Raw genomic sequence first — 25,196 nt, 5'->3', positions numbered from 1 at the left:
GTAATAAATTAGAATACAAAAGTATCAAAAAAATAATTAAAATAATGTCAATAGTCCTGGGTAGTATATTCATTATACTGCTTGCATTGGCATTATCGCTACAGCTAAAGCCCGTACAAAACTTTGTTGCGCAAAAGGCTGTCAACTATTTATCCAACGAGCTCGATGCCAAAATCAATTTAAAAAGCATCTATTTTAAACCCTTCAAATCCCTTGTTATAGAAGGATTCGAAATCTATACACCGGAGGGCAAAAAAATAATAAAGTCCGAAAAAATTGAAGCCAGTGTCAATCTATCGCAACTGATAGAATTAAATAAAGTAGTCATCAACAAATTGAAAATTGAGAATACGGAAAGTAATTTCGAACAATTTAAGGACAGCAGCAACATCTCATTTTTAATCCGGTATTTCAACCCACCGAAAAAGGAAAAGAAGAAAAGCTCAAAAAAAATAATTTTTGATGTTAAAGAACTCATCATCAATAATAATTCCTTTAACTACGTTAATCACAAACAAAAACACTACAATAAAGTTGTGGACTTTGGCGATCTGGGTATATCCAAACTCAATGCACACTTTAAGAATATAAAAATTGATTCCAATCAAATCTCAGCGGATATCAAAACATTCAATCTTAACGAGAAAAAAGGTTTGGTTATCAAAGGGCTCCTGGCCCATGCCTCAGTCAGCACCAAAAGCATTGAACTGATTGACCTTATGCTTACAACCAACCGTTCCACATTCAAGAATTATTTAAAATTAAGCTATACTAATTTTTCGGATTTTTCGGACTTTATTCACAAAGTCAATGTAAAGATACAGGCGCGCGACTCGCACATACACTCTGAAGATATCGCTTTCTTTTCTTCGCCCATGCACCAGGTCAAGTTTGATGTAAAGATTAAAAAATCCGATCTGGAAGGTACCGTTTCAGCTATCAATGCTTCACAGGTAGATTTGACCATCGGGAAAAACACGAAGTTAGCCGGTAATCTCAAAATTATCGGTCTACCTGATATTGACAAAACAGAGTTTATTGTTCCCAAGGTTTTAATTGCCTCTGAATATAGCGATCTTGAAAATGTTATCCGCGAGCTTGGCCATTTAAAAAACTTCAAACTTCCTGAAGTGGTTGCCCTTTTCAATAAATTCGCGTTCAAAGGCAGTCTAAATGGTCAGTATAACAACTTTAAAACAAAAGGAAGCTTCACCACAGCTATCGGCGATGTTACAGCTGACGGAACATTGGATCTACGTAAAGAAATAAAATATGCTGGTAAGTTTCAATCACCAACATTTGATATTGGTAAAATAACAAAAGTAAAAGATCTCGGCAGTTCGGGCTTCGACCTACAGCTTGATGGAGTAGGTACCGATCCCAAGCACCTAAAGCTGAATGTCGCGGGCAATCTCACTAATTTCAATTTTAAGCAATATACCTATCAGCAAATACGAGTAAATGGAAATATAGACAAACAATTATTTCTTGGCTCAGGGGAAGTAAACGACCCAAACCTCAGATTAAAGTTCACCACTGACATAGATTGGTTCAGCCGTCCGGACTATCATCTGGATGCTGATATCCAACAGGCTAATTTAAAAAAGCTCAATTTCTTCCATGGAGACTCAATCAATATTATTGATACTAAATTCCACACGAGCTTAATTGGAGACAACATCAATGACATTACAGGGGAATTTAAATCTGACAGTGTAAGTTTCACTTCCTCCAAAGGTAAATTTGCGATTAAAAATATTAATTTCCTTGCAGAAGGAGATCAAGAGGCGCGGTCGCTTACACTACAATCCGCTATTGGACATATAGATCTCAAGGGGAGAATAGATCTAAATACGATCGTCCCCTATTTTAAGGCTCTCGCCATGCGCTACGCTCCGGCAATAGGATTTGAAAAGAGCGAGTTCAACCGTCAGGATTTTGACCTTAATGTCAATATCAAATCATTCAGACCCATTGCGACATTCTTTAGAAAAGATATTTCTCTGGATAGTGGGGCAACATTGAATGCCAAATTTGCCAGCGAGAAGCAAACTGCAAATTTTAATTTTTATGCCCCTGAATTCAAATATAACGGTATTCGTCTCACCCATCTGATTATCGACCAAAACGCCAATTTAAACAATATGGAGTTACAAACGTCTATAGATCAGATCAATTTTACCGATAGCACATATATCAAGAATGTTAATATATCAAACACCTTGGTCAATGACAGCTTACAGTTCAACATTAAGATGTCAGAATTGGAAGCAAGCAATAGTTTAGATCTAAATGGTGTTATTCGATTTGCACATGCAAAGCCAGCCTTCATCAATTTCTATCCATCTAATATATTGATAAACAAAGAGCAATGGCTTGTAAATAACGATGCGCAATTGAAAATTTCAAAGGGAAAATGGTATTTCGAGAAACTCACGTTAAGCCATGCCGAGCAAAAAGTACATATAGATGGCATCCTGTCAAATGACATTTCAGATCAAATCAATTTAAAATTCCATGACTTCAATCTCACCTCCCTAAATGGGATTACGAAGCCCCACGGGATTAATTTATCAGGTAACTTAAATGGAAAGATCGAAGTCAACTCGGTTTTTAAATCCCCATTTGTCGTCGCCAATATTACGACCTCTCCTATCCTTTACAACAACATTCCGATTGGCGCATTAGCACTCAGTGCCAATTACGATCCGGAGAACCAACTCGTCAAACTCGATAGTAAAATAGAGGAAGGTGATAAACTAATTCAACTCACTGGATCTTACAATCATTTAAGCGAAAGTAATAAGCTCGACCTCAAAGCTACTTTAGTAAATACAGACGTATTCGTTTTTCAACCATTTCTACGAAGCTTGGTATCAAATATTAAGGGCAAAGTAAATGCAGACTTAGCGATTGCGGGCGATATTCTAAATCCTAAAATTAGCGGAACCGGAAAGCTTGACAATGCGTCAATGGTTATCAATTACCTAAAGACGCCTTATCGCCTTTCCGATGAAATCAATGTGACCAACAATAGAATATTCCTTACGGGGCTCAAAATATATGATCAGAAAAATAATGTGGCTACAATCGACGGTGTTGTTGACCTCAATAAGCTAAGAGATCCTGATATAGATGTAACTGCTGAAGCAAAAAATTTCATGATATTGAATACAACCATAAAAGATAATAACATCTATTATGGTACCGCATATGCTTCCGGAAATTTCCAGTTCAAGGGTCTGACATCTGCAATGAATATCAATATACGTGCTAAGTCAGAAGAAAATACTGTCATCAATATACCCTTTAATAGCGCCAGTACAATCTCGGATAGTGATTTTATCTATTTCATTGAAAAAGATTCCACCAAAATCAAGAAAAATCAAAAGAAACGCGATTTTGGCGGGCTAACAATGAATATGGATCTGCTGATCACACCAAATGCCGAAATCAACCTTTTTTCTAGTATGGGTGAATTATCCGGAAAGGGAAATAGTAACCTCAATATGCGGATATCTTCGCTTGGAGATTTTGAAATGTTCGGTGACTTTATCATTAACAGCGGGAAGTTTAATTTCACGGCACAGGATTACATCAACAAAATTTTTGATTTAAAGGAAGGCGGTACCGTGCGATGGGCGGGTAACCCGGCTGAGGCAAATATTAATATCAATGCAATTTACCAACAAAGAACAAGCTTAGCGCCACTCTATAATGCTGCAGGAAGGGAAGAAAACCCTGAGCGTGTATTAGCGCAGGCAGATATGATTTTAAAAGGGCAGTTGAGTCAGCCAGACATTACATTTGATATCAATTTCCCACAAAACCCAGGTGTCAAGGATGAGTTGCAGGGATATTTTTCTGATGCCAACAATGTTAACCAGCAAGCACTTAGTTTGATTGTAAGGCGTAGCTTCACTCCCGGCACACAAAGTGATTTTGGAAAAGAGGTAAATAACACATTACTATCTGCAGGAACCGAAATTGCGTTCAATCAAATCAATAATATTATCGCGCAATCACTCAATATCAACTTCTTTGACATCAATATCAAGTCACTGAATGATGCATCCGCTTCGCTTCGTTTATTTAATGACAGACTGGTTCTTACTGGCGGTATTTCAGACCGTCGAAGTCAGGCCCTAACTGACTTGAATGTATTCTCAGACCGTGTCTCCACTGATGCAGAGGCAATGTTTTATTTACGCAAAGACGGTCGTCTCGTCCTTCGGGCATCAAACCGTTTAAATACAAGAAATTTTCTTCTTAGTCCAAATGACGGGGAATACATCAGCGCCTTTGGACTATTATATCGGCAAGAGTTCAACTCGTTCTCCGAATTTATAAAGCGGCTGTTTCCTATAGGAAAGAAAAATAACAGCATTGTTCCTGCACAAACAGAGGTAAAGAAAAGCCAACCAAACTAACAGTAGAGAACTAAAATATAAGTAGTGACAAATCTGGACTATTTACTATTAGCGACAAAGTATGTGAGTGATTGGCAGAATACTACAACCCATCAATCAAATTAAATTGAGATCCAAAAAGATAAAACAAAAGCGATCGATGACACAAAAAAAAGGCTTCCAAGATATTTGGAAGCCTTTTTTTTGTTTAAAATTGCTTACGCTAATTTTTCGAATTCTTTAAATTCAATATCGCTGCTATTCAATTTCACCAAACCTTTTAGGTGATCAAATACTTTTAAAGCTTTAGCTTCTTCGAATAAACGATTACCCTGCTCTCTGTCTTGCAACAATTGAATTGCAAATTGGTTCAATTGCTCATCAGAAGGTTCTTCGTTGATATTGTACATTTTAATTTGTGCGTAAATACGTTCCTTCGCTAAATTGATTACTTCATCATATTTAACTTCAAGACCGTTTTCAGTAACAACACGGTTTTCTATGATTGTCCATTTCAAGTTATTCAAGAAATCAGCAAAACCTTCGTTAAGCTCCTCCTCAGAAATGCTAGGGTTAGTAGCTTTCAACCATCTTTTCAAGAACTCTTCAGGGAATGTAACGTCTACTTTCTCCATACCAAAAGTATACATATCATTACGTAATTTTTGATCTGAGTTTTGCTTAAATAAGTTTTCTACTTCTTCCTTTACTTTTTCCGTAAATTGGGCTTCTTCAGTGACTTCACCTTCAGCAAATAATTTATCGAAAAACTCTTGATTAAGATCAGCCTCTTCTAAACGGTTGATATTTTTAACAGTCAACTCAAATTTAGTTACATCCAAAGCTGTAACTTCTTCTTCAGTAATGCCTAAGATACGTGCTAAATCTTCAGTTTTGAAGGCTTTCTTAACATCAATTTTAACAGTATCGTCTTTTTTAAGACCTACCAAAGATTTTTTGATTTTCGCATCTTCAACGATATCCGTACGGATTGAAGTTGTTTTTTCAAGACCTTCCTCTTTATCTTGTTTTAAGGTTGCATACAATACATCACCTTCTTCGGATACTTCTGGATTGGTCATCTTTCCATAGCTACGACGTAAGTTTTTGATACGATCCGCCAAAGTCTCTTGGTCAGCTTTGATATCGTAAACAGCAAACTCAGTCTCAGCTGTAAAAGGCAAATCAAAAGCAGGTGCTAGACCAATCTCATATTTAAAATTGAAGTTGTCTTTATAATCCCAGCTATATTGCGCATCGTCTTCCAAAGGAAGCGGCTGACCCAAAACCTCTAATTTATTTTCTGAAATATAATTCGTGATTTTATCGTTCACCAATTTATTGATCTCATCAAATAAGATAGATTTACCATAGGTACGTCTGATATGTCCCACAGGAACTTGACCTGGACGGAAACCCGGTAATTTTGCCTTTTTAGCTTGCGCTTTAATCTCTTTGTCGACTTGAGGATTATAATCTTCAGGTGCTAATGCGACGTTGATTACCGCATTGATTGCATCTACATTCTCGTGTGAAATATTCATACTCTTTTTAGCTATATCGCATTCATAAAAAAATCCTCCCGAGGTTTTAAGTTCGGGAGGACATCAAGTGCGGAAGAAGGGACTCGAACCCCCACGCCTTGCGGCGCCAGATCCTAAGTCTGGTGCGGCTACCAATTACGCCACTTCCGCATTAGGATTTCTTTTGATGCCACAAAGATAGAAACCAAACCTATATCTTGCAAGTATTTTATACTCTTTTTTTTATTTTTTTTCAATATTCTATTCTCCTCTTGCATAATTCATTATTATTCATTTACTTTGAATATCAAAGTACTTTTATGGAACAGAAAGATTTATTTAAAGAGCTTGGACAGATTAGATCATTGATGGAAAAATCCTCCAAATTTGTTTCTATAAGCGGATTGTCAGGTGTACTCATTGGCTGTTATGCTTTATTAGGCACTTTACTTGGCTACTACATTACGACCAATACTGAAGCCTTGAACAATCAATTCACAGGCGATCTAACGTTATTAAATATCTTTCTAATACTTGCTATTTTCATTCTTGCTCTCTCACTATTGACCGGATGGCTCATGGCACGTAAAAAAGCGAAGAAAAGTCGACAGTCTATTTGGAACATTACGAGCAAATCTCTTTTATTTGCAGTTTCAATCCCATTGCTAACTGGAGGCCTGTTGGTGCTAATCCTGCTTGCTCAGGGTTATTATCATTTGATTGCAGGGATGTTGCTTATTTTCTATGGTGTAGCTTTGGCTGCTGGTAGCATTTATACCTTTACTGAGGTGAGGTGGTTAGGCATACTTGAGATATCCTTAGGACTACTGGCACTATGTCTTCCTGACCACGGACTGCTATTATGGGGATTGGGTTTTGGTGCGCTACATATCATCTATGGTTTTATCGTTTACAAAAAGTACGAATCGTGAAATTGGATCTTTCTTTATATGACAAAGTATTTGAAAACAGAGTCCGCTTACAGATTATGAGTGTTCTTGCAGCGAATGAAGAATACGACTTCAATTCTCTGAAAGAATTGTTGGATGTAACCGATGGTAATCTAGCTTCTAACCTTAAAACATTGGAGAAAGAAGAATATATTGTCGTGGAAAAAAGTTTTGTTGACCGCAAACCCAATACCCGATATAAAAGAACGACAAAAGGATTAAAAGCATTTGAAAATCATCTTATTGCATTAGAAAATTTAATAAAACAACAATACAAATAATTTTTTTATTCAATCACTTTGAAAATCAAAGTACTTTTAAAACAACAAAAAAAATGAAAGGAACTCGATTAAAACTTATGCTGCATCTCTACAACTGGTCTTCCAGCGTGTATGCAAATATTTTTAAATGGAACAAAAAAGCATGGGGAATTAGCAAAGAAGAATTTCTAGCTTACCCTCTTGGTAGCATCGGTCATGGTTTAGGTCTCTTTTACTTGAGTAAGGGATTTGATGTTATGGCTAAATTGGAAAATCACGATGTGTTTCATATAATAACGGAAACAGGAACCGAAATACAAGATGAAATTGCCATGCAATATCTTTTATTGGGAAATGGAAAAATAAGCCTTTATCTGATCGGAATGATCGTTATCGGAGGCATCCTTTTTCCAGAACATTTCAAATATTACAAAAAAACTTTTCACAAAGGGCGATCCTTACAAAAATTTCACCATATAGAATTTAAGGATATACTTCATTACCAACTTACTGAATTCCAAATTGCATTATATAGTAAAAATATTCAAATAAACTTAAACAAATGAAATCATGGAAAATCACAATAGTAACACGTCATTCAGTACAGCGCAAAATTCGCTATTTGATAAAATTAGCAACTCAACTGTCCTAAAGTTATTTGTCATTCTATTTCTTTCGCTCCTCTTGCTCATACCGCTGACACTAATCAGCGATCTGATTGAGGAACGCAAAACGCGAGAACAAAGTGTGTCCGAAGACATCGCTCTTAACTGGGGGCAAGAACAAGTTATTTCCGGCCCGGTCTTAGCAATCCCCTACCGCGAAACTATTCAGAAGCCAATTGAAAAAATTAATGATGCTACGACATTAGAATACAAACAGACAAAATGGATCTTTATCCTCCCCCAAAACGCTAATATCACCACGGACATCAGCCCACAACAATTATCACGTGGCATCTATAACTCCGTAGTATATAATAGCAGTATTTCGATAGACGGACGTTTCAATAAAATTGATGTAACAAAACTGGAAATTCCCGCCGAAAGGATAGATTGGACAGGAAGCCGGCTTGTATTTGGCATACAAGATTTTAAAGGACTGGGCAAACGCCCTCTCCTTAGCTGGAATGGGCAAGAGTTGACTTTTGATCCTGATTTTAACAACCTCAAACTATTCAGTCAAAATTTAGTTTGCCCCATTTCTGTCAGCCCCAACGAAAATGAAAACCACTTCAAAATCACACTAAACCTCAAAGGATCTAAATCTTTGAATTTTGTCCCGCTCAGTGATCAAACAAATATTTCCGCTAGAGGGAATTGGGCCAATCCGAGCTTTGTCGGCGCATTCTTACCAACCAAACGAACAATTGACAAAACTAATTTCTCAGCATCTTGGGAAATCCCTTCTTTTAGTCGTAAGTTACCACAACAGTGGTCAGGGGATATCCTTCCAATCTATCGTTTCGAAAAGCACAAGGGAAGTTTAACAGATGACGTTGAACTTACACAAGCTGCTACGAGTACTGCATCCAATCCCATTATACCCAGCGACATCTTGGTGAATTCGGATATGATTACTATAAATTTTCTGCCAGACATCAACAATTACCAAAAAACAACCAGGGTTACTAAATATGGGATATTGATCATCCTATTGACCTTCACTTCGCTTCTATTCACCGAAATAATCAAGAAAAAAAGAATACATATTATTCAATATGTACTGATCGGAGCCGCCATGGTACTCTTTTACACATTACTATTAGCTTTATCAGAGCATATCGGATTTAATCTGGCCTATCTAATTGCATCGATCGCAACTGTATTGCTTATTGGAAGTTTTATCAAAGCGATTACCAAAGATCCTAAAACGGCCCTTTTGTTCGGAGCTATCTTAGGTACTTTTTATCTGTTCATCTACCTACTTATGCAACTTCGGGACTACTCACTCATTGCAGGGACAATTGGTATTTTCATCATTTTGGCAATCCTGATGCGTGTTTCTACAAAAATTAACTGGTATCAATTTGACAACAACCATGCTGATCAATAGACAACATCTGAAAATTTACTGGGTCATTATCCGAATATTAATTAAAAAGTAAACCTACGTCCCCCAATAGCCGCCTTTTCAAAAATAAGGCGGCTATTTTTATGCTTTACTTAGCATTTACTCGCAAAATCTGTAACTTGCAGGGATATTTTTCAGCATTATACATGATTTATTCAATCGCACTGGAGAGTGAATAACCGAGCAAAGCGAGCTCATGAATACCGCTTAAAACATCCACTCGATGAATAAATCTGATAGCTTCATCACCATTGAAACCGCCGAAGGCAGCATGAATGCCTTAAAGGGAAAATGAAATAATGAATAAACAAACCGAGTGAAACTAGCTCATTTATACCGATAGGACAACACTTATAAATAATTTATGCGGATGAAAAAACTTACAATATTTACATTAGCGATTATGGCATGCAACCTTAGCAATGCGCAAGAAAGCAAAGGTGGAAAATCCAGTTTTAAAATGGTTACAGAAAACCCACAACCTATTACCCCCAGTAAGCTTTGGGAGCTCGGACGGGTATCTGCTGAAGGACTTTCCTCAGACGGTAAAACGTTGGTATACGGTGTATCCAATTACAACCTGGAAAGCAATGCAAGTGAGAAGAATCTTTTTACAGTTTCATTGACCAATGGTACGACTGGCCAATTAACTGATCAAAAGGGAGGGGAAACGGTAGTTCAAATCGAAAAAAATGGCGATGTGATCTACCTATCAAAAGGTCATTTGTGGAAAAAAAATCTGACCAAAGGCGAAGCAGTACAACTGACATCCGGTGAGATGGCTTTGGAGAATGTTAAATTTTCTCCGGATGGAACGCATATTCTTTTTAGCCGTCCCGTATTGATCAAAAAATACCACAGTACTGACAAATATCCAGAATTGCCGAAGTCTGATGCCTATATCTATGATAATTTAGATTACCGTCATTGGGATACCTTCAATGATGGTAAATTCAATCATCCTTTTATTGCCAGTTATAGCAATGGTAAAATAGGAGAACCGGTAGACCTGCTCAAAGATCAGCCCTATTATAGTCCACAGGCACCTTTTGGCGGTGCAGAAGATTTTATCTGGTCTCCTGACAGTAAAGCGGTATTATATGTTTGCAAGAAAAACTTCGGAACAGATTATGCTGTAAGCACGAATACGGATATCTACCGCTATGAGATTTCTTCCGGAACCACGACTAACCTTACTGAGGGCATGAATGGTTATGACATCGCACCAGCTTATTCGCCGGACGGAAAAAGTCTGACTTGGCTCAGCATGAAAACTGAGGGCTACGAATCTGATAAAAATGACATCATCTTATTTGATAAAAACAACGCTATCTGTTTAAATTTGACTTCACATTGGGATGGCACAGTCAACAGTTTTATCTGGAGCAACGACAATCGTAAGATTTACTTTACTGCTGCAACCAAAGGCACCGTACAATTATTCGAACTGGAAGTACCTTCGAATGTCAAATCGAAAAATCTTCCAAAGATCCAGCAAATTTCTACCGGAGATTTTGATATTACAGGTATTGTAGGGCAAACTGGGGATAAATTGATCGTCACATTGACAAAGTTTACACGTGCGACCGAAATTTTCAGCTTCGATCTCAAAAATAAGTCTTTGACAGCCATCACCAAGGTGAATGATGACAAGTATGCAACAATTGCTGAAAATAAAATTGAGAAACGGATTACAAAATCATCTGATGGCGCAGATTTATTTTCATGGGTAATTTATCCGCCAAATTTTGACCCCGCAAAAAAATATCCAACAATACTTTACTGCGAAGGTGGGCCACAATCGGCACTCACCCAGTTTTATTCATTTCGCTGGAACCTACAGTTGATCGCATCCCAAGGCTACATTGTTATCGCACCAAATCGTAGAGGTATGCCGGGCTGGGGAGTCAAATGGAACGAAGCGATCTCCCAAGACTGGGGCGGTCAGCCGATCAGAGATTATTTAGCTGCAATAGATGATATCTCCAAGGAATCATATGTTGACACAGCTCGCCGTGCAGCAATCGGAGCCAGTTATGGCGGCTATTCGGTTTACCAACTGGCTGGCGTACATCAAAACCGTTTTAAAACTTTCATAGCGCACAATGGTTTATTTGACATGAGAAGTTGGTATGGCACCACAGAAGAGCTATTCTTTGCGAATCATGAATTAGGCGGAGCATATTGGGATAACAAAAATGAAAAATCCTATACCGAATTTAATCCGATTGAAAAAGCAAACAACTGGCATACGCCTATTCTGATTTTTCAAGGCGGAAAAGATTATCGTGTTCCCATAGGACAGGGTTTAGCAGCCTTTCAACTTGCTCAGCTGAAAAAAATAAAGAGCAGACTTGTTTATCTCCCTGATGAAAACCACTGGGTATTGTCTGGGCAGAACGCGCAGGTCTGGCAGAGAGAATTCTTTACATGGCTTAAAGAAACCCTCTAATACCACTGTAAAATCAGATAGTGAGCGAATACACTTACACTACTGATAAAATCGCTAATAAACTATTACAATTGCTAACTATTAACGCCACTTATTAAGTGGCGTTAATAGTTAATTTAATGGACGACCCTAAAGTAAAACCGGATATTTACGGATTCAGAATTATTGATTTCCCCTTACAAATTGACCATCCGAATGGATGTAATCTATTTCATCAATCTTTTTCGATCATTTTGCATAATGAAAGAGCATGTTAACCACTGATTAATACCTGCCTATCTATTAACGGCGATATTACAGGGGGTTTACAGGGGTATATCCCTATTAACGCTCTGTTAATACCCTATAAAAAGAGTATTAATAAGGTTTTAATATTGGACATGGTATCAACTTGGTAATAAGTTAAGTACCAGCAGAGCGAGCCAACTTCACTTGCTAAAGAAGTCTTAAATACAAAAAGCCTGCAAATTGCAGGCTTTTTGTATTATTAACTATATCCAATAAACGAAATCTATTTTTCACCTTTTTTTCCAAAAATAGAAAGCTTGATATATTTACCAGGTTTCTCCTTGACATCTTTCATCAGATTATCCATCTCTTTTGATGCATTATTCAGGTTATTGTATAATTCTTCGTCATTGAGCAACAAGCCTATCGATCCCTTACCACTGTTTATCTTACTCGTGATGTTCTGAAAATCGGCCATTGTTGCATTTACCTTATTCATAGTTTGTTCAAAATCCAATCGCGCTGCTTTGTCTGTAATATTATTTAGATTAGCCATGATTGAATTTATTTTTTCACCATTTTGCGAGAAATTGGATGTGATGGATTCCAGGTTTGCCATGATCCTATTCAATCGTCCCTTCTCATCTCCAACCAAGCCTTCCACATCTTTTGTAATCCCTTCTACATTCTTCAACGAGGTTGAAATACTATGGATACTGCTTTTAAAATCATCCTGGAATTGCTTATCCAGAACTGTATTAACTACGGAAAGTGTAGAATCCAGCTTAATCGTAATGGTCTCTATACGCTTTTGAATCGGCTCGACCTTGTCCATAATATTGGGCTGCACACCTGAATTAAGAAAATCACCATCCTTGGCCATGTCCGTACTATTACCCATTTCAAATACAATCGCCTTGCTACCCAATAAATCTGTGCTTGAAATTCGGGCGATGGTATTTTTAGGAATATCGTAATGGGAATGGATCTTAAATTCTGTTTTTATTTTACCATCTGGTTGCAAGGTCATTTTTGACACCCTGCCTATTTGATAACCATTCACTAAAACCGGTTTGGAAGATGTTAATCCATCGACTGTGCTATAGGTCGTATAAAAAGTATTATCGCTACTGAAAACGTCGTTTCCTTTTAGAAAACTGTACCCAATAAATAATAGCGCGATCGCAACGGTTGCTAATATGCCGACTTTTGTTTCGTTTGATATTTTCACAAATTATTTCTTTTGTAATGCATCATTAATATAAGTTTAAAACAGTACAAAAGCAAATCTGTTTAGCGTTCTACTGAATTTTTATAAATTTTTAAAGCCGAAACCAAATTATCGACAATTTCTTGTTGTCCTGTCTCTGACAATAGATAACTCTCTTCTTCCCTATTGCTGATAAATCCAATTTCTGTCAAGACAGCTGGCATACCTGCTTCAGCAAGTACAGCTAAACCTTTTTCCCAGAATCCTCGACTATGTCTTCCTGCTTTTACATACTCACCTTCAATCATTTGTGCCAGGCGGATACTTTTTTCACGGAATCTGTTTTTCATCAATGAGAAAATAATTGCACTTTCGGGATCTTTTGGATCAAATCCCTGATAGTTTTCTTTGTAATTCGATTCCAGCAAAAGTGATGCATTTTCTCGAACGGCAGCATCCTGCTGTCCTAGACGATGGGAACCTGATACTAAGCTTTCTGTTCCATGAGCGCTGGAGCCACCAGAGTTACAGTGAATCGAAATAAACAGATCCGCCTTATTTGCGTTTGCTAGGCGAATACGCTTATATAATTCCACAAATTCGTCTGTCGTCCGCGTATAGATGATTTTTACCCCTGGAATATCTTTTTGAATTTGCCTTCCGAGCTTTAGTGCAACATCTAAAGCTACATTTTTCTCTAGGGATCGACGGCCCTGTGCTCCAGTATCTTTTCCACCATGCCCAGCATCAATAACAATAGTCTTAATCTGATAGTCGGGTGGCTCGGGTTGGCCGTTGTTTAATTTGAAAGAATTCAATAAAAAAAATCCCAAAGTAGCAACTATAATGCTACACCATTTTCTAATTCTTAAATCTGATTTCATTGAATAATTATTTGCTCTACTATAAACGATACAAAATGAGTCAATATTATTTCTTTAATAGATAACGATATTTAACATATTTTCTATTTGTTTTTTGACTAATTTTGTCCTTCGAAGTTTAACATTATTTCACAAAAATAACATTTGTCTTTAATTTTGAAGTCGTTAATCAACATTTTAACACTATTTATCATTCTTGCAACGGGCAATTCAACGTTGGCTCAGAGCAATATTCCATTAAAACAGAACGGACTTCAAAGTAAGGACGCTGTCTCGGCGAACAGTAAACTGCAGGATACAACAAAAATTAAGCCTGTAGATTCTACCAAATCCGTTCAAGACACCGCCAAGAAAAAAGGCAGCGGGCTGCAGGCGGAAGTCAGCATTATTGCTGTTGATTCTCAAAAATCGGAAGTAGCAAAGAATATTAGTCATTTATATCGCGGAGCAAAAGTAAAGTATCAGGATTTTGAGCTTTCGGCTGATTACATCCGTCTTGACCGCAATCAGAAAAAGATCTTTGCGTCTGGGATATATGATAAAAGCGGTAAATATGTAGGACGTCCTATTGTCATTATGGGTAATGGTGAATCACCCAAAACCGTAGATTCACTTTATTATGATTATGAGAAACAGGAAGGAAACACCTATGGTATTATGACTGAGGTCGATGGAGGCTTTATCCAAGCCAATATCGTCCGAAAGAATATCTATGATGAGATGTCAATCTATAAGGGGCTATACAGTACTTGCAACCTCCCACAGCCACATACCCATTTCGGAATACATATCTCGAAAGGGATAGTGACCAAAAATCAGATTATTTCAGGTCCGGCTTACTTAGTAGTAATGGGCGTACCTATGCCTGTGGCTTTCCCCTTTGCATTTTTCCCAAAGCCAGATAAAAGAGCCTCGGGATTTCTTTTCCCCTCTTTTGGAGAGGACTATACGAGGGGCTTTTCCATGCGCGACATTGGTTGGTATTTAGCCTTCAACGATTATTGGGATAGCGAAATCAGAGGATCTTTGTATTCGAAAGGATCTTGGGAAGCTTCAGTAAACACTCGATATACAGTCAATTACAAGTACAACGGTGGATTTAATATACGCTACGCCAATACCAAAGTCGGTGTCGAAGGTACCGATAATTATGGTTCAAATAAAGATTTCAATGTAACCTGGAACCATACCCAACGTCAGGAAGCTAATCCTGGGACATCCTTCTCCGCGAGTGTAAACTTCGGTACAACATCGTTCTTCCAAAATACGGGTACAGGTAGTGTACAAAATAGTTACGAGAATTTAGCCCGTAACAGAATGGGTTCGTCCATTAGTTATGGAAAAGTGTTTGCCGATGGAAAAGTAAACTTAACAGCCAGTTTAACACATAGTCAGGATATGGCAACAAGAAGCATTCAATTGAGCCTTCCCAACATAAGTTTAAACGTATCCTCATTCAATCCTTTTGACAGTAAGGATCGCGTAGGCGAACAAAAGTGGTATCAACGAATTAATGTTGGCTATAGCTTCCAGGCACAAAATACAGTTAACACAGCAGATTCTCTGCTTTTCTCGTCAGGAGGCTTCAAAAGATTTCAAAATGGTTTCCAGCATAATATCCCCATCAGCTTATCTCTTAATGCTTTTAAATATTTTCAATTTAACACAAGTGTAAACTATACCGAACGTTGGTATTTACAAAGCACAAGACAACGTATTGATAACACCCCATCAGGTTATAGACAGCGGCTCGATACACTACAGGGATTTAATCGTGCTTATGATTACTCCATATCTACTGGTCTTTCAACAAAAATCTACGGTATGTATCCAAAGATCGGAAAAATTGAAGCGATCAGACACGTTGTTACCCCTTCAATTAATTTAAATTACAGACCCGATTTTTCGGATCCGCGTTATGGATTCTACCAGCATTATAATGACCAATACGGCAATCGCAATGTTTATTCTATCTTTGCTCAGGGTGTGTATGGCTCACCTTCTGCCGGAAAATCCGCAGGTATCGGCTTCTCAATTGACAACAACATTGAGGCCAAGGTAAAAAGCAAATCTGACACCACCGACGGCGGTTTCAAAAAGATCCCAATTCTTCAGGGGTTAACCTTTAGCGGAAATTACAATTTCGTAGCAGATTCATTGAAACTGTCTCCGATAACTTTTTCCGGCCGGACAGCTTTTTTCGATCAGAAGATGAACGTCAACTTCAATGGTACCTTTGACCCCTATTCTGTAGACGATAATGGTGTCCGTATCAACAGATATGCGATCAAAGATGGAAGTTTGGCCCGCCTGACAAATTTTGGTTTATCCTTTGACTATAGTTTAAATCCAAAAGCTGCCAAATCACGTAATAACAATATTGATTCGTTGAGAAAAGAAATGTCTGGTGCCGGAATGACTCCGGAGCAAGCACAGGCTTTAGCACGGATTAGTTCCGATCCAAATGCTTTTGTGGATTTTAACATTCCTTGGAATCTGGCCGCCTCATTCAGTTTCAACATGTCCAAGTTTTTTAATTCAAGTACCAGACGCATGGACAACCAGATTACGAGTACGTTGAATTTGCATGGCGATTTCAGCGTTACACCTAAATGGAAAGTCACCTTTCAATCCGGCTACGATTTCAAACAAAAAGAAGTTGTCATGACTTCATTTAATATCTATCGAGATTTACACTGTTGGGATATGTCCTTTGGTTGGATGCCATTCGGACGATATCGAAGTTATAATGTCACCATTCGAGCGAAGGCATCCATCTTGCAAGACCTCAAACTGACAAAAAGAGCAAGTTCTGGAGGCGGTTATTTTTAAAATAACCGCTTTTTTTTATTCCACTTACCTAAGTTCCTATACTAGATTCACTTCCATTGCACTCGAAAGCATTCATTTTAAACTCCTTCTTATCAAAACAATTTTAGCCTATAGTTGATCCGTAATTTTATGTAAGTTTATACTATGAAAGCAGAAATTATCACCATTGGAGACGAGATTCTTATAGGCCAGATTATCGATACCAATTCCAGCTGGATTGCACAACAATTAGGAAAATTCGAAATTGACATTGTCCAGATGACATCCATTCCCGATACAGAGGAAGCTATTTTCAATACATTAAAAAGTGCTTCCGCAAGAGCTGATTTGATTTTAATTACAGGCGGACTCGGCCCGACAAAAGACGATGTTACTAAAAATACCGCTGCCAAATATTTTGGTACAACCTTAATTCGGGATGAAAAAGTACTCCAGCATGTCACCAGTTTCTTTGAAGCCCGTAATCTAGAAATGTTGGAGATTAATCGACAGCAAGCGGATGTATTGGCAAACTGTGAAATATTGTTCAACGACTACGGCACAGCTCCGGGCATGTTGGTTTCAAAAGAACAAAAGCATTATATTTTTATGCCCGGTGTTCCATTTGAAATGAAACATTTGATGGAAAAACGCGTCTTTCCGTTACTCGAACAGCAAAGTAAAGATATATTCATCCATCACGAGACAATACTCGTCGGTGGTATTGGAGAATCCTATCTGGCAGAAGAAATAAAGGATATTGAAGAAGAACTTCCCTCAACCATTAAATTGGCGTACTTGCCTACTTTGGCTTTTATTCGCCTACGGCTTTCCGGAAAGAGCAAAAACAAATCGGATATCATACAAGAAGTAAAGCTCTTTAAGAGCAAACTTCTGAATCGATTAAAAAATCATGCCATTGCGGATTATGACACGACTATTGAAGCCTATTTGATCAAGGAGTTTACGCAACAGCAACTTACACTGACTACTGCGGAAAGCTGTACCGGAGGTAGTTTGGCGGCGTCATTAACTGCCAATCCGGGTAGCAGCGAGATCTTCGTCGGTGGTACTATCCCCTATTCCAATCAGCTAAAACAACAATTATTGGCAGTCAAAGAGACGACTTTAAATCAATTTGGGGCGGTCAGTGAACAAACTGCCATTGAAATGGCTGCTGGAGCAAAAGCAAAATTCAGTACCGATTATGCCATTGCCACCACTGGGATAGCAGGTCCAGGGGGAGGATCCGTGGACAAACCTGTGGGAACTGTATGGATTGCAGTAGCCGGAAAAAAAGAAATTATCACAAAAAAGTTTCAATTCAACAATGACAGACTCGTCAATATCGAGCGCACGCGCATGAATGCCCTTCTTCTACTTTGGAAACTGCTTGTGAAAGAAGAAGTATAAGAATCGGATAAACGTAAAATAATATTTTAATAAAATCGTTTTTTTAGGAATAATATTTTAAATTGTTGAAAGTAAACCACAATTTAATTAACTTCGTTTTTCTATAACGAGATTGCTAAAAAATATGGCTTTATATAAACTCTTACTTCCAAAAATGGGAGAAAGTGTATCGGAAGCAACAATTACCAAATGGTTAAAACAACCAGGTGACCTGATTGAAGAAGATGACACTTTATTGGAAATCGCAACAGATAAAGTTGATTCGGAAGTACCTTCTCCTGTCAAAGGTATTTTGAAGGAACAACTTTATACCACAGACCAAATCGTACAGGTTGGAGATGTCGTTGCAATTATAGAAGTAGAAGGAAACAACGAAACGAGTGAATCAGCCGTTCAAGCGGAGGTAAGTCCAAAGGATCAAGCTATAGACTCAGACGAAGGTGCCGATCTGGAAATACCAGGTATGGATCAATTAGAGAGTCCTAAAGAAGAAATTACTCCGGTTCATTACGAGCACACGACTCGTTTTTATTCACCGTTGGTAAAAAACATAGCCCGTCACGAGGGACTATCTCTCGGAGAGCTTGATCGTATCCAAGGTACCGGAGCTGAAGGTCGCGTGACGAAAGAGGACATTCTATCTTATGTTTCCAATCGAGGGTCACGCCAAAATATAGATCATTCAAAAGCGGAGAACGCTCCTATTATCAAGGATGAACCGCTACAAACTGTTCCAACGACAACTGTCCATACAGTGGTAAACGGTCATGATGAAATTATTGAAATGGACCGTATGCGTCGCTTGATCTCTGACCACATGGTCAGGAGCGTTCAGGTATCCCCACATGTCTGTTCATTTGTGGAAGCAGATGTAACAAACCTCGTTCTTTGGCGCAATAAAGTAAAAGACGCCTATAAAAAACGTGAGGGAGAAAATATAACGTTCACACCATTGTTTATAGAAGCAATTACCAAGGCGCTAAAAGACTTCCCTTTGGTTAATATATCGATAGACGGTTACAATATTATCAAAAAGAAAAATATCAATATCGGTATGGCGGCAGCGTTGCCCAATGGTAATCTTATTGTCCCGGTAATAAAAAATGCCGATCAACTGAGCCTAGTGGGGTTGAGCAAATCGGTTAATGACCTTGCACAACGCTCACGCGCCAATAAATTAAAACCTGATGATACCCAAGACGGGACATTTACATTTACCAATATTGGTGCCTTTGGCAATATTATGGGAACGCCGATTATCAATCAACCTCAAGCTGCGATATTAGCGGTCGGCACCATAACAAAAAAACCCGCGGTGATTGAAACTGAATACGGCGATATGATCGGAATCCGACATATGATGTATCTTTCACTATCCTACGATCATCGTGCAATAGATGGCGCCTTAGGCGGCACATTCTTAAAACGGGTTGCGGACTATCTCGAACACTGGGATAGCAACAGAGAAATTTAAAGACGACAACGTCGTTATAAAAAAGTGGCTATCCAAAAGCTTTTGTATAACTTTTGAATAGCCACTTTTTTCTTTTAACCATATTCTATACGGTTACATCTCAAATATGCTACTTTCGGCATACTCCACGTACTTGATAGGGACTTCTCCTATGTTACGTTTTATAGTTTACTATTTTCAAACTGGAGTTTCTTTTTCTTGATGACCAATTGGAAGCGAAAATAAAGTAAAAGCGAAGAAGTCAATAAGCCTAAAGTAAGCCCATACCAAATGCCCTTAATACCCCAATCAAAGAGTATCCCCATCACATAACCACTAGGCAATCCGATTATCCAATAGGCGACAAAAGTGATGATCGTTGGAATATTAACATCACCCATACCTCTTAAAACCCCCAATCCAACAACTTGTGTACCATCAAATAGCTGAAAAAGACCTGCAATGATCAGCAATTGAGCTGCGATGACAACCACTGCTTTATCCGAGGTAAAAATGTACGGCAAGTAATTATTAAAAATTGCAAACAAAGAAGCAGTAATCAACATAAAAAGCAAAACCAACTGATAGGACGTGATCGCAAAGCGCTCCAAGCGGAACAGATTTCTATTCCCATAGCTATTGCCCACTTTAATTGTTGCCGCAGCAGCAATACCACTTGCCATCATATATGTCATCGCCGCGAGCTGAATAGCGACCTGATGAGAAGCCTGTGCGGTAGCACTAATTGTCCCCGCCAATAATGATGCTCCTGCAAACGCACCGATTTCAAAAACATATTGCATCGCGACCGGAGCTCCGATCCGCAATATTTTCCCCAATCTTACCCGATCTATGACTGTAATTTTAAAATGTTGTATATAACCATTGAACTTCTTCGAGCGCAACACGTAGGTCATCATCACTGACATCATCAAAATACGGTCAATCAACGTACTGTATCCAACACCTTTCACCCCCATCGGCGTAATTCCGAACATTCCCTTGACGAAGATGATGGCTAAGATAATATTGAGGACATTTCCCCATATCGTTACGTTCATAGCCTGTTTAGTAAATCCCAAACCTTCGGCAAATTGCTTAAATGTACTGAATACCATTAATGGTAACATGGAAAGACTTAAGATAAGTAAATAAGGTTTCGCTTCTTTTACAACAGCCGGATCCTGGTTCAAATGATCTATTGCGAGCATCGATCCAAAATAAACCAAACAAAACAGTAATACCCCTGTAATAATATTCAACCAGAAACTATTGGACAACAATACCGCACATTCCTTCTTGTTATCGCGGCCGTTTTCCTGCGCAATCAATGGCGTGATACCATAAGCAATTCCCAACCCAACGACCATAACAATCATAAAAACTGCATTCACCAAGGACACGGCGGCCAATGGAATCGTTCCAGCAAAATGTCCGACAATAACGCTATCGGCGGTATGTACCAATGTATGTCCGAGCTGTGAAATGACAACCGGCCCAGCCAATACAATTGTACTTTTATAATACGGCTTGAATGTTTTAAATTTTCCCAACATAATCAATTCCTCAAAAAATAGGCACAAAAATACGAAGTTATTTCCGCTCTATCGTCATATTAAAAAATATTTAGCAAAAATATAACAAAATTTACCCTGAAAGCACCTACCCCTTGTTAAGTAATTTTTATGTTTCAAATACCTTAAAATTATCTTAAATTTACCCGTTAGTCTAAGAACTATAGAAATATAAATGTAACTTAGCATCTAGTTAGTAATCAAAAGAAGAGGAAAAGAGTATGTACAATCCAGTAATAACATTCCTAAACATCGGAACACAGGAGATGATTTTAATCGTGTTTGCGATCTTGTTACTTTTTGGTGGCAAGAAGCTTCCTGAATTGGCCAGAGGTTTAGGAAGAGGGATACGAGAATTCAAAGATGCATCTGAAGGCATCAAACGTGAGATTTCAGATCAGATCAATAATTTCGAAAAAGACATAGACACGAAGACAGAGGTCAAAGAGGAGACCGTTCCAAATGAAGTAAAAGTTGCGGAAGAGCAAGCGAAAGCTGAACAAGAGAACCAAGCTGTGGAAACAGCTGAAAACACGGAATCCGAACCAGCAAAGAAAAAATATGAATTTTCAACTCCGGCAGGAGTTGTGGAGCACAATCCACATAAGCAATTAGATTACGGAGAAGAACCTTCTCATATCACCTACGGATATAATGACCACTTTGCTGAGGGCAAAAATAACGAAGGCGAAGAAAAGAAACCTTCAGAACAGGATAACACCAACAAACCTGCTTAACCTTATTACATTAATTTACAATTAGATATTTAATAGAGCTGTTGAATCGTTATTCAACAGCTTTCCTTTTTAAAGTAAACCAATAATGAGCTTATTATCACACGAAACTACTATTGCTAACGAGCTATCCATAAGCGAAAAACAAGTTCGCACGACAATTGAACTATTAGACGAGGGCGCCACCGTTCCATTTATTTCCCGTTATCGTAAAGAGATGACCGGCAGCCTGGATGAAGTTCAAATCACCAATATCAGAGATCGTTCCCAACAGTTAAGAGAACTGGACAAGCGCAAAGAAGCTGTATTAAAATCCATCAATGATCAAGGAAAATTGACAGCAGAACTTGAACAGCAAGTTATGACTGCCGAGACTATGGCAAATCTGGAAGATATTTACCTACCTTATAAGCCAAAGCGCAAAACAAGAGCCAGCGTTGCCCGCGAAAAAGGACTGCAGCCTTTGGCAGACCTCCTTTTGGCCCAAGACAAGGCTGATTTTCTGACACTTGCAAGTTCGTTGATCGACGAGGAAAAAGGAGTTAAAAATGCTGAAGAAGCTTTAGCTGGGGCACGTGATATCATTGCTGAAATTATTGCCGAAGATGCTACCGTACGATCTAAATCGAGGGCAATATTCCTAGAAAAAGGAGAATTTGTATCGAGAGTAGTTCCCGGAAAGGAGGAAGCAGCGATTAAATATAAAGATTATTACGAATGGTCAGAGTCTTTAAAAGATGCTCCCTCCCATCGTGTTTTGGCGATGCGCCGTGGTGAAAAAGAAGAATTGCTTTATCTGGATATTGACATCAATGAAGAAGATATTCTCCCAACCATTGAATCTATTTATATCAAAGCTTCCAACGAGGCGGCTTCACAAGTGAAATTAGCATTGACGGACAGCTATAAGCGGCTATTGAAACCATCTATGGAAACAGAAATTCGCGTGTTGACCCGTCAAAAAGCAGATGAAGAAGCGATTAAAGTTTTTGCAGACAATGTTCGCCAGTTACTTTTAGCAGCACCATTGGGACAGAAAAGACTACTCGCAATAGACCCCGGCTTCCGAACAGGATGTAAAACCGTTGTATTGGATGAACAAGGTCAGCTCAAAGAAAACACGGCTATTTTTCCACACAATGGTGCAAACGGGCTTGCCGAAGCACAAAAGACGATCAAATATCTGGTATCAAAACATGATATTCAAGCCATTGCGATCGGCAACGGCACCGCGGGACGTGAAACTGAAGATTTTATCAAAAAACTGGGGCTCGATAACGTCACTATTGTAATGGTCAATGAAAGTGGAGCTTCTATCTATTCAGCATCAGATACAGCCCGCGAAGAATTTCCTGACCACGATATTACAGTACGTGGTGCCGTATCAATCGGAAGGAGATTAATGGATCCACTGGCTGAACTTGTCAAAATTGACCCCAAGTCAATAGGCGTAGGACAGTATCAACATGATGTAGACCAAAATAAACTGCAGACGTCTTTGGACGATACTGTCATCAGCTGCGTAAACGCTGTAGGTGTGGAATTGAACACGGCATCCAAACAAATTCTATCGTACGTCTCCGGGCTAGGACCATCCTTGGCACAACAGATTATTAAATATAGAAATGAAAATGGTCCGTTTACATCACGTCGTGAACTAAAAAAAGTTCCGCGTCTCGGAGACAAAGCGTTTGAACAAGCAGCTGGCTTTCTTCGGATCAGACATGCGGACAATCCGCTGGATTCCTCGGCCGTACACCCTGAACGTTATGCCTTGGTTGAACAAATGGCCAAAGACTTAGGTAAAAAAGTAGAAGATTTACTCAAAGATGCTGAATTAAGAAAATCCATTCCATTGAAAAACTATATTTCTGAGGAAGTTGGGCTACCAACATTAAATGATATTCTGAAGGAGCTTGCCAAACCGGGGCTTGACCCAAGGGAAAAGTTTGAAGCTTTTTCATTTACTGAAGGCGTCAATAGCATTGGCGACCTACGCATTGGCATGAAACTCCCCGGTATCGTTACCAACATTACAAACTTTGGTGCTTTTGTCGATATTGGTGTACATCAAGATGGCTTGGTACACCTAAGCCAATTATCCAACCGCTATATCTCCGACCCACATGAGGTGGTTAAGGTTCAACAACATGTCACAGTCACCGTTACGGAAGTAGATGAAAAACGCAACCGCATTGCCCTGTCGATGAAAACAGATGAAAAACCTGCTGTCCCCAAGAATAAACGAAATGAGGGCAAACGGCAAGCGGAACCAGAGACAGACATGGCGAGTAAACTAGCCGCGTTGGCAAGTAAATTCAAATAAATCCCACGATTAAATAAAGGCTGATTTTTGAACTGACCCCAATAAATTGGACTAATTTACGCAGTATTTTTGATATAATGAGCTCGGTATTCCACCGGGCTCATTCCATCTAAATCAATCCGTATCCATTGGTTAGTATAATACTTAATATAGACCGTTCAACACTTTTATTTCGTATCTTTAAAAGACAACAAGCCTTAATATGATATGAAACACTGTATTATACTCTTATGCTTCTCGCTGCTAATGCTGCATTTTCAAGCTAAGGCCCAATTGGGCGAGGGAGCATATATTTCCCAAACCGGCACAAGCAAAAACTTAATTTTGGTCAAAGATCATTACCTATCCTTGATCGACTATGATGACAGCAAAAAGCAATTTGGTTATACTTGGGGCGGCCCCCTACAACAGCAAGACGACAGACTTGAGGTGACTATTGAATACGATACCAAAGACAGCACAAATATCGGGAAGACGACCAGTCTAGCTGTTAAAAATGAAAAAGGAGCCATCCAAATCAAGTTGCCCGATGCCAACAAACTTTTCGTCAAGCAGAAAGCCATCGTCCAAGATTTAGATGCATTATGGAGAATCACGGGCAGGAAGCAAGAAGCCAAGATGCATGAGATTCCGAAAGCAGACCGCAAAACAATAAAGATCCTAGTTGACGGCTACTTCCAATGGATTGCTATTAATCCAGCCCAAAAAGGTTTTTACGGAACAGGGGGCGGACGCTACAGTTATGAAAACAATCGTTACACCGAGAAAATACTATTCTTTTCAAGAGACAACAATAAAGTCGGTCAAGAACTTCATTTTGATGGGAAGCTCGAAGATACTAAATGGCATCACAGTGGAAAGAGCTCAAAAGGAGACAGGGCTAACGCATTAAAAAT

At 38.7% G+C, this 25,196-nt stretch carries 17 protein-coding genes and 1 tRNA gene; 12 read left to right on the top strand and 6 right to left on the bottom strand.

What is annotated here, in order from left to right; genetic code table 11:
• Nucleotides 1-44: 44 nt before the first annotated feature.
• Nucleotides 45-4,430: a translocation/assembly module TamB domain-containing protein gene (locus tag B4G94_RS18845; RefSeq protein ID WP_286860959.1), complete on the top strand. Its 4,386-nt coding sequence runs from the start codon at nt 45-47 to the stop codon at nt 4,428-4,430.
• A 197-nt stretch (nt 4,431-4,627) separates the two neighbouring features.
• On the opposite strand, the gene B4G94_RS18840 is transcribed toward B4G94_RS18845, so the two are convergent.
• Nucleotides 4,628-5,953, bottom strand: coding sequence for a trigger factor (locus tag B4G94_RS18840; RefSeq protein WP_286860957.1), 1,326 nt, complete (start codon nt 5,951-5,953; stop codon nt 4,628-4,630).
• A 68-nt stretch (nt 5,954-6,021) separates the two neighbouring features.
• Nucleotides 6,022-6,103, bottom strand: a tRNA-Leu gene (locus B4G94_RS18835).
• 149 nt (nt 6,104-6,252) lie between these two features.
• Here B4G94_RS18835 and B4G94_RS18830 point away from each other — a divergent pair.
• The 5 genes from B4G94_RS18830 (at nt 6,253) to B4G94_RS18810 (ending at nt 11,667) form a co-directional block, all read left to right on the top strand.
• Nucleotides 6,253-6,864: a hypothetical protein gene (locus B4G94_RS18830; protein ID WP_108636486.1), complete on the top strand. Its 612-nt coding sequence runs from the start codon at nt 6,253-6,255 to the stop codon at nt 6,862-6,864.
• Nucleotides 6,861-7,163, top strand: coding sequence for a winged helix-turn-helix domain-containing protein (locus B4G94_RS18825; protein WP_108636485.1), 303 nt, complete (start codon nt 6,861-6,863; stop codon nt 7,161-7,163). The genes B4G94_RS18830 and B4G94_RS18825 overlap by 4 nt, the downstream gene beginning before the upstream one ends.
• Before the next feature lie 53 nt (nt 7,164-7,216).
• Nucleotides 7,217-7,708: a hypothetical protein gene (locus tag B4G94_RS18820; protein ID WP_108636484.1), complete on the top strand. Its 492-nt coding sequence runs from the start codon at nt 7,217-7,219 to the stop codon at nt 7,706-7,708.
• Between the two features lie 4 nt (nt 7,709-7,712).
• Nucleotides 7,713-9,197 (top strand): cell envelope integrity protein CreD, encoded by a 1,485-nt coding sequence (gene creD, locus B4G94_RS18815; RefSeq protein WP_286860952.1) that lies wholly within the window; start codon nt 7,713-7,715, stop codon nt 9,195-9,197.
• Between the two features lie 388 nt (nt 9,198-9,585).
• Nucleotides 9,586-11,667: a S9 family peptidase gene (locus B4G94_RS18810; protein ID WP_286860949.1), complete on the top strand. Its 2,082-nt coding sequence runs from the start codon at nt 9,586-9,588 to the stop codon at nt 11,665-11,667.
• Nucleotides 11,668-12,178: 511 nt separating this feature from the next.
• Here B4G94_RS18810 and B4G94_RS18805 read toward each other — a convergent pair.
• Together B4G94_RS18805 and B4G94_RS18800 are read right to left on the bottom strand one after the other, a co-directional pair.
• Nucleotides 12,179-13,126: an MlaD family protein gene (locus tag B4G94_RS18805; RefSeq protein ID WP_286860946.1), complete on the bottom strand. Its 948-nt coding sequence runs from the start codon at nt 13,124-13,126 to the stop codon at nt 12,179-12,181.
• A 62-nt stretch (nt 13,127-13,188) separates the two neighbouring features.
• Nucleotides 13,189-13,989: an N-acetylmuramoyl-L-alanine amidase family protein gene (locus B4G94_RS18800; RefSeq protein ID WP_108636480.1), complete on the bottom strand. Its 801-nt coding sequence runs from the start codon at nt 13,987-13,989 to the stop codon at nt 13,189-13,191.
• 156 nt (nt 13,990-14,145) lie between these two features.
• On the opposite strand from B4G94_RS18800, the gene B4G94_RS18795 reads away from it, so the two are divergent.
• The 3 genes from B4G94_RS18795 to B4G94_RS18785 all read left to right on the top strand — a co-directional run bounded on the left by B4G94_RS18795 (nt 14,146) and on the right by B4G94_RS18785 (nt 19,687).
• Entirely contained in the window at nt 14,146-16,821 is a 2,676-nt protein-coding gene (locus tag B4G94_RS18795) for a putative LPS assembly protein LptD (RefSeq protein ID WP_286860942.1), read from the top strand.
• 144 nt (nt 16,822-16,965) lie between these two features.
• Entirely contained in the window at nt 16,966-18,213 is a 1,248-nt protein-coding gene (locus B4G94_RS18790; protein WP_286860939.1) for a competence/damage-inducible protein A, read from the top strand.
• A gap of 124 nt (nt 18,214-18,337) precedes the next feature.
• Nucleotides 18,338-19,687, top strand: coding sequence for a dihydrolipoamide acetyltransferase family protein (locus tag B4G94_RS18785; protein ID WP_286860936.1), 1,350 nt, complete (start codon nt 18,338-18,340; stop codon nt 19,685-19,687).
• Between the two features lie 161 nt (nt 19,688-19,848).
• Here B4G94_RS18785 and B4G94_RS18780 read toward each other — a convergent pair whose 3' ends face one another.
• The gene (locus tag B4G94_RS18780; RefSeq protein WP_165308837.1) at nt 19,849-21,222 is read right to left on the bottom strand and encodes an MATE family efflux transporter; all 1,374 of its coding nucleotides are present in this window, start codon (nt 21,220-21,222) and stop codon (nt 19,849-19,851) included.
• Between the two features lie 239 nt (nt 21,223-21,461).
• Between B4G94_RS18780 and B4G94_RS18775 the strand changes: the two genes are divergently transcribed.
• Together B4G94_RS18775 and B4G94_RS18770 are read left to right on the top strand one after the other, a co-directional pair.
• Entirely contained in the window at nt 21,462-21,977 is a 516-nt protein-coding gene (locus tag B4G94_RS18775) for a Sec-independent protein translocase subunit TatA/TatB (protein ID WP_108636475.1), read from the top strand.
• 85 nt (nt 21,978-22,062) lie between these two features.
• Complete coding sequence (locus tag B4G94_RS18770; RefSeq protein WP_286860932.1) at nt 22,063-24,300, top strand: Tex family protein; 2,238 nt, start codon at nt 22,063-22,065, stop codon at nt 24,298-24,300.
• 56 nt (nt 24,301-24,356) lie between these two features.
• Here the strand turns inward: B4G94_RS18770 and B4G94_RS28125 are convergent, their stop codons facing one another.
• The gene (locus tag B4G94_RS28125; RefSeq protein ID WP_376786679.1) at nt 24,357-24,449 is read right to left on the bottom strand and encodes a hypothetical protein; all 93 of its coding nucleotides are present in this window, start codon (nt 24,447-24,449) and stop codon (nt 24,357-24,359) included.
• A gap of 58 nt (nt 24,450-24,507) precedes the next feature.
• Here B4G94_RS28125 and B4G94_RS18765 point away from each other — a divergent pair.
• On the top strand, nt 24,508-25,196 hold a 689-nt coding region (locus B4G94_RS18765; RefSeq protein WP_286860929.1), incomplete at its 3' end, for a hypothetical protein.

Origin of the sequence: Sphingobacterium sp. UBA7625 (assembly GCF_002484085.1) — a bacterium.
Classification (GTDB): Bacteria; Bacteroidota; Bacteroidia; order Sphingobacteriales; family Sphingobacteriaceae; genus Sphingobacterium; species Sphingobacterium athyrii.
Note: the sequence above shows the minus strand (reverse complement) of the source record. Positions and strands in the feature narration are given on the sequence as shown.

Coding starts and splice junctions, on each gene's coding strand:
- B4G94_RS18780 (WP_165308837.1), bottom strand. CDS start 21,222: ATGTTGGGAAAATTTAAAACATTCAAGCCGTATTATAAAAGTACAATT.
- B4G94_RS18810 (WP_286860949.1), top strand. CDS start 9,586: ATGAAAAAACTTACAATATTTACATTAGCGATTATGGCATGCAACCTT.
- B4G94_RS18820 (WP_108636484.1), top strand. CDS start 7,217: ATGAAAGGAACTCGATTAAAACTTATGCTGCATCTCTACAACTGGTCT.
- B4G94_RS18790 (WP_286860939.1), top strand. CDS start 16,966: ATGAAAGCAGAAATTATCACCATTGGAGACGAGATTCTTATAGGCCAG.
- B4G94_RS18785 (WP_286860936.1), top strand. CDS start 18,338: ATGGCTTTATATAAACTCTTACTTCCAAAAATGGGAGAAAGTGTATCG.
- B4G94_RS18770 (WP_286860932.1), top strand. CDS start 22,063: ATGAGCTTATTATCACACGAAACTACTATTGCTAACGAGCTATCCATA.
- creD (WP_286860952.1), top strand. CDS start 7,713: ATGGAAAATCACAATAGTAACACGTCATTCAGTACAGCGCAAAATTCG.
- B4G94_RS18830 (WP_108636486.1), top strand. CDS start 6,253: ATGGAACAGAAAGATTTATTTAAAGAGCTTGGACAGATTAGATCATTG.
- B4G94_RS18845 (WP_286860959.1), top strand. CDS start 45: ATGTCAATAGTCCTGGGTAGTATATTCATTATACTGCTTGCATTGGCA.
- B4G94_RS18800 (WP_108636480.1), bottom strand. CDS start 13,989: ATGAAATCAGATTTAAGAATTAGAAAATGGTGTAGCATTATAGTTGCT.
- B4G94_RS18775 (WP_108636475.1), top strand. CDS start 21,462: ATGTACAATCCAGTAATAACATTCCTAAACATCGGAACACAGGAGATG.
- B4G94_RS18840 (WP_286860957.1), bottom strand. CDS start 5,953: ATGAATATTTCACACGAGAATGTAGATGCAATCAATGCGGTAATCAAC.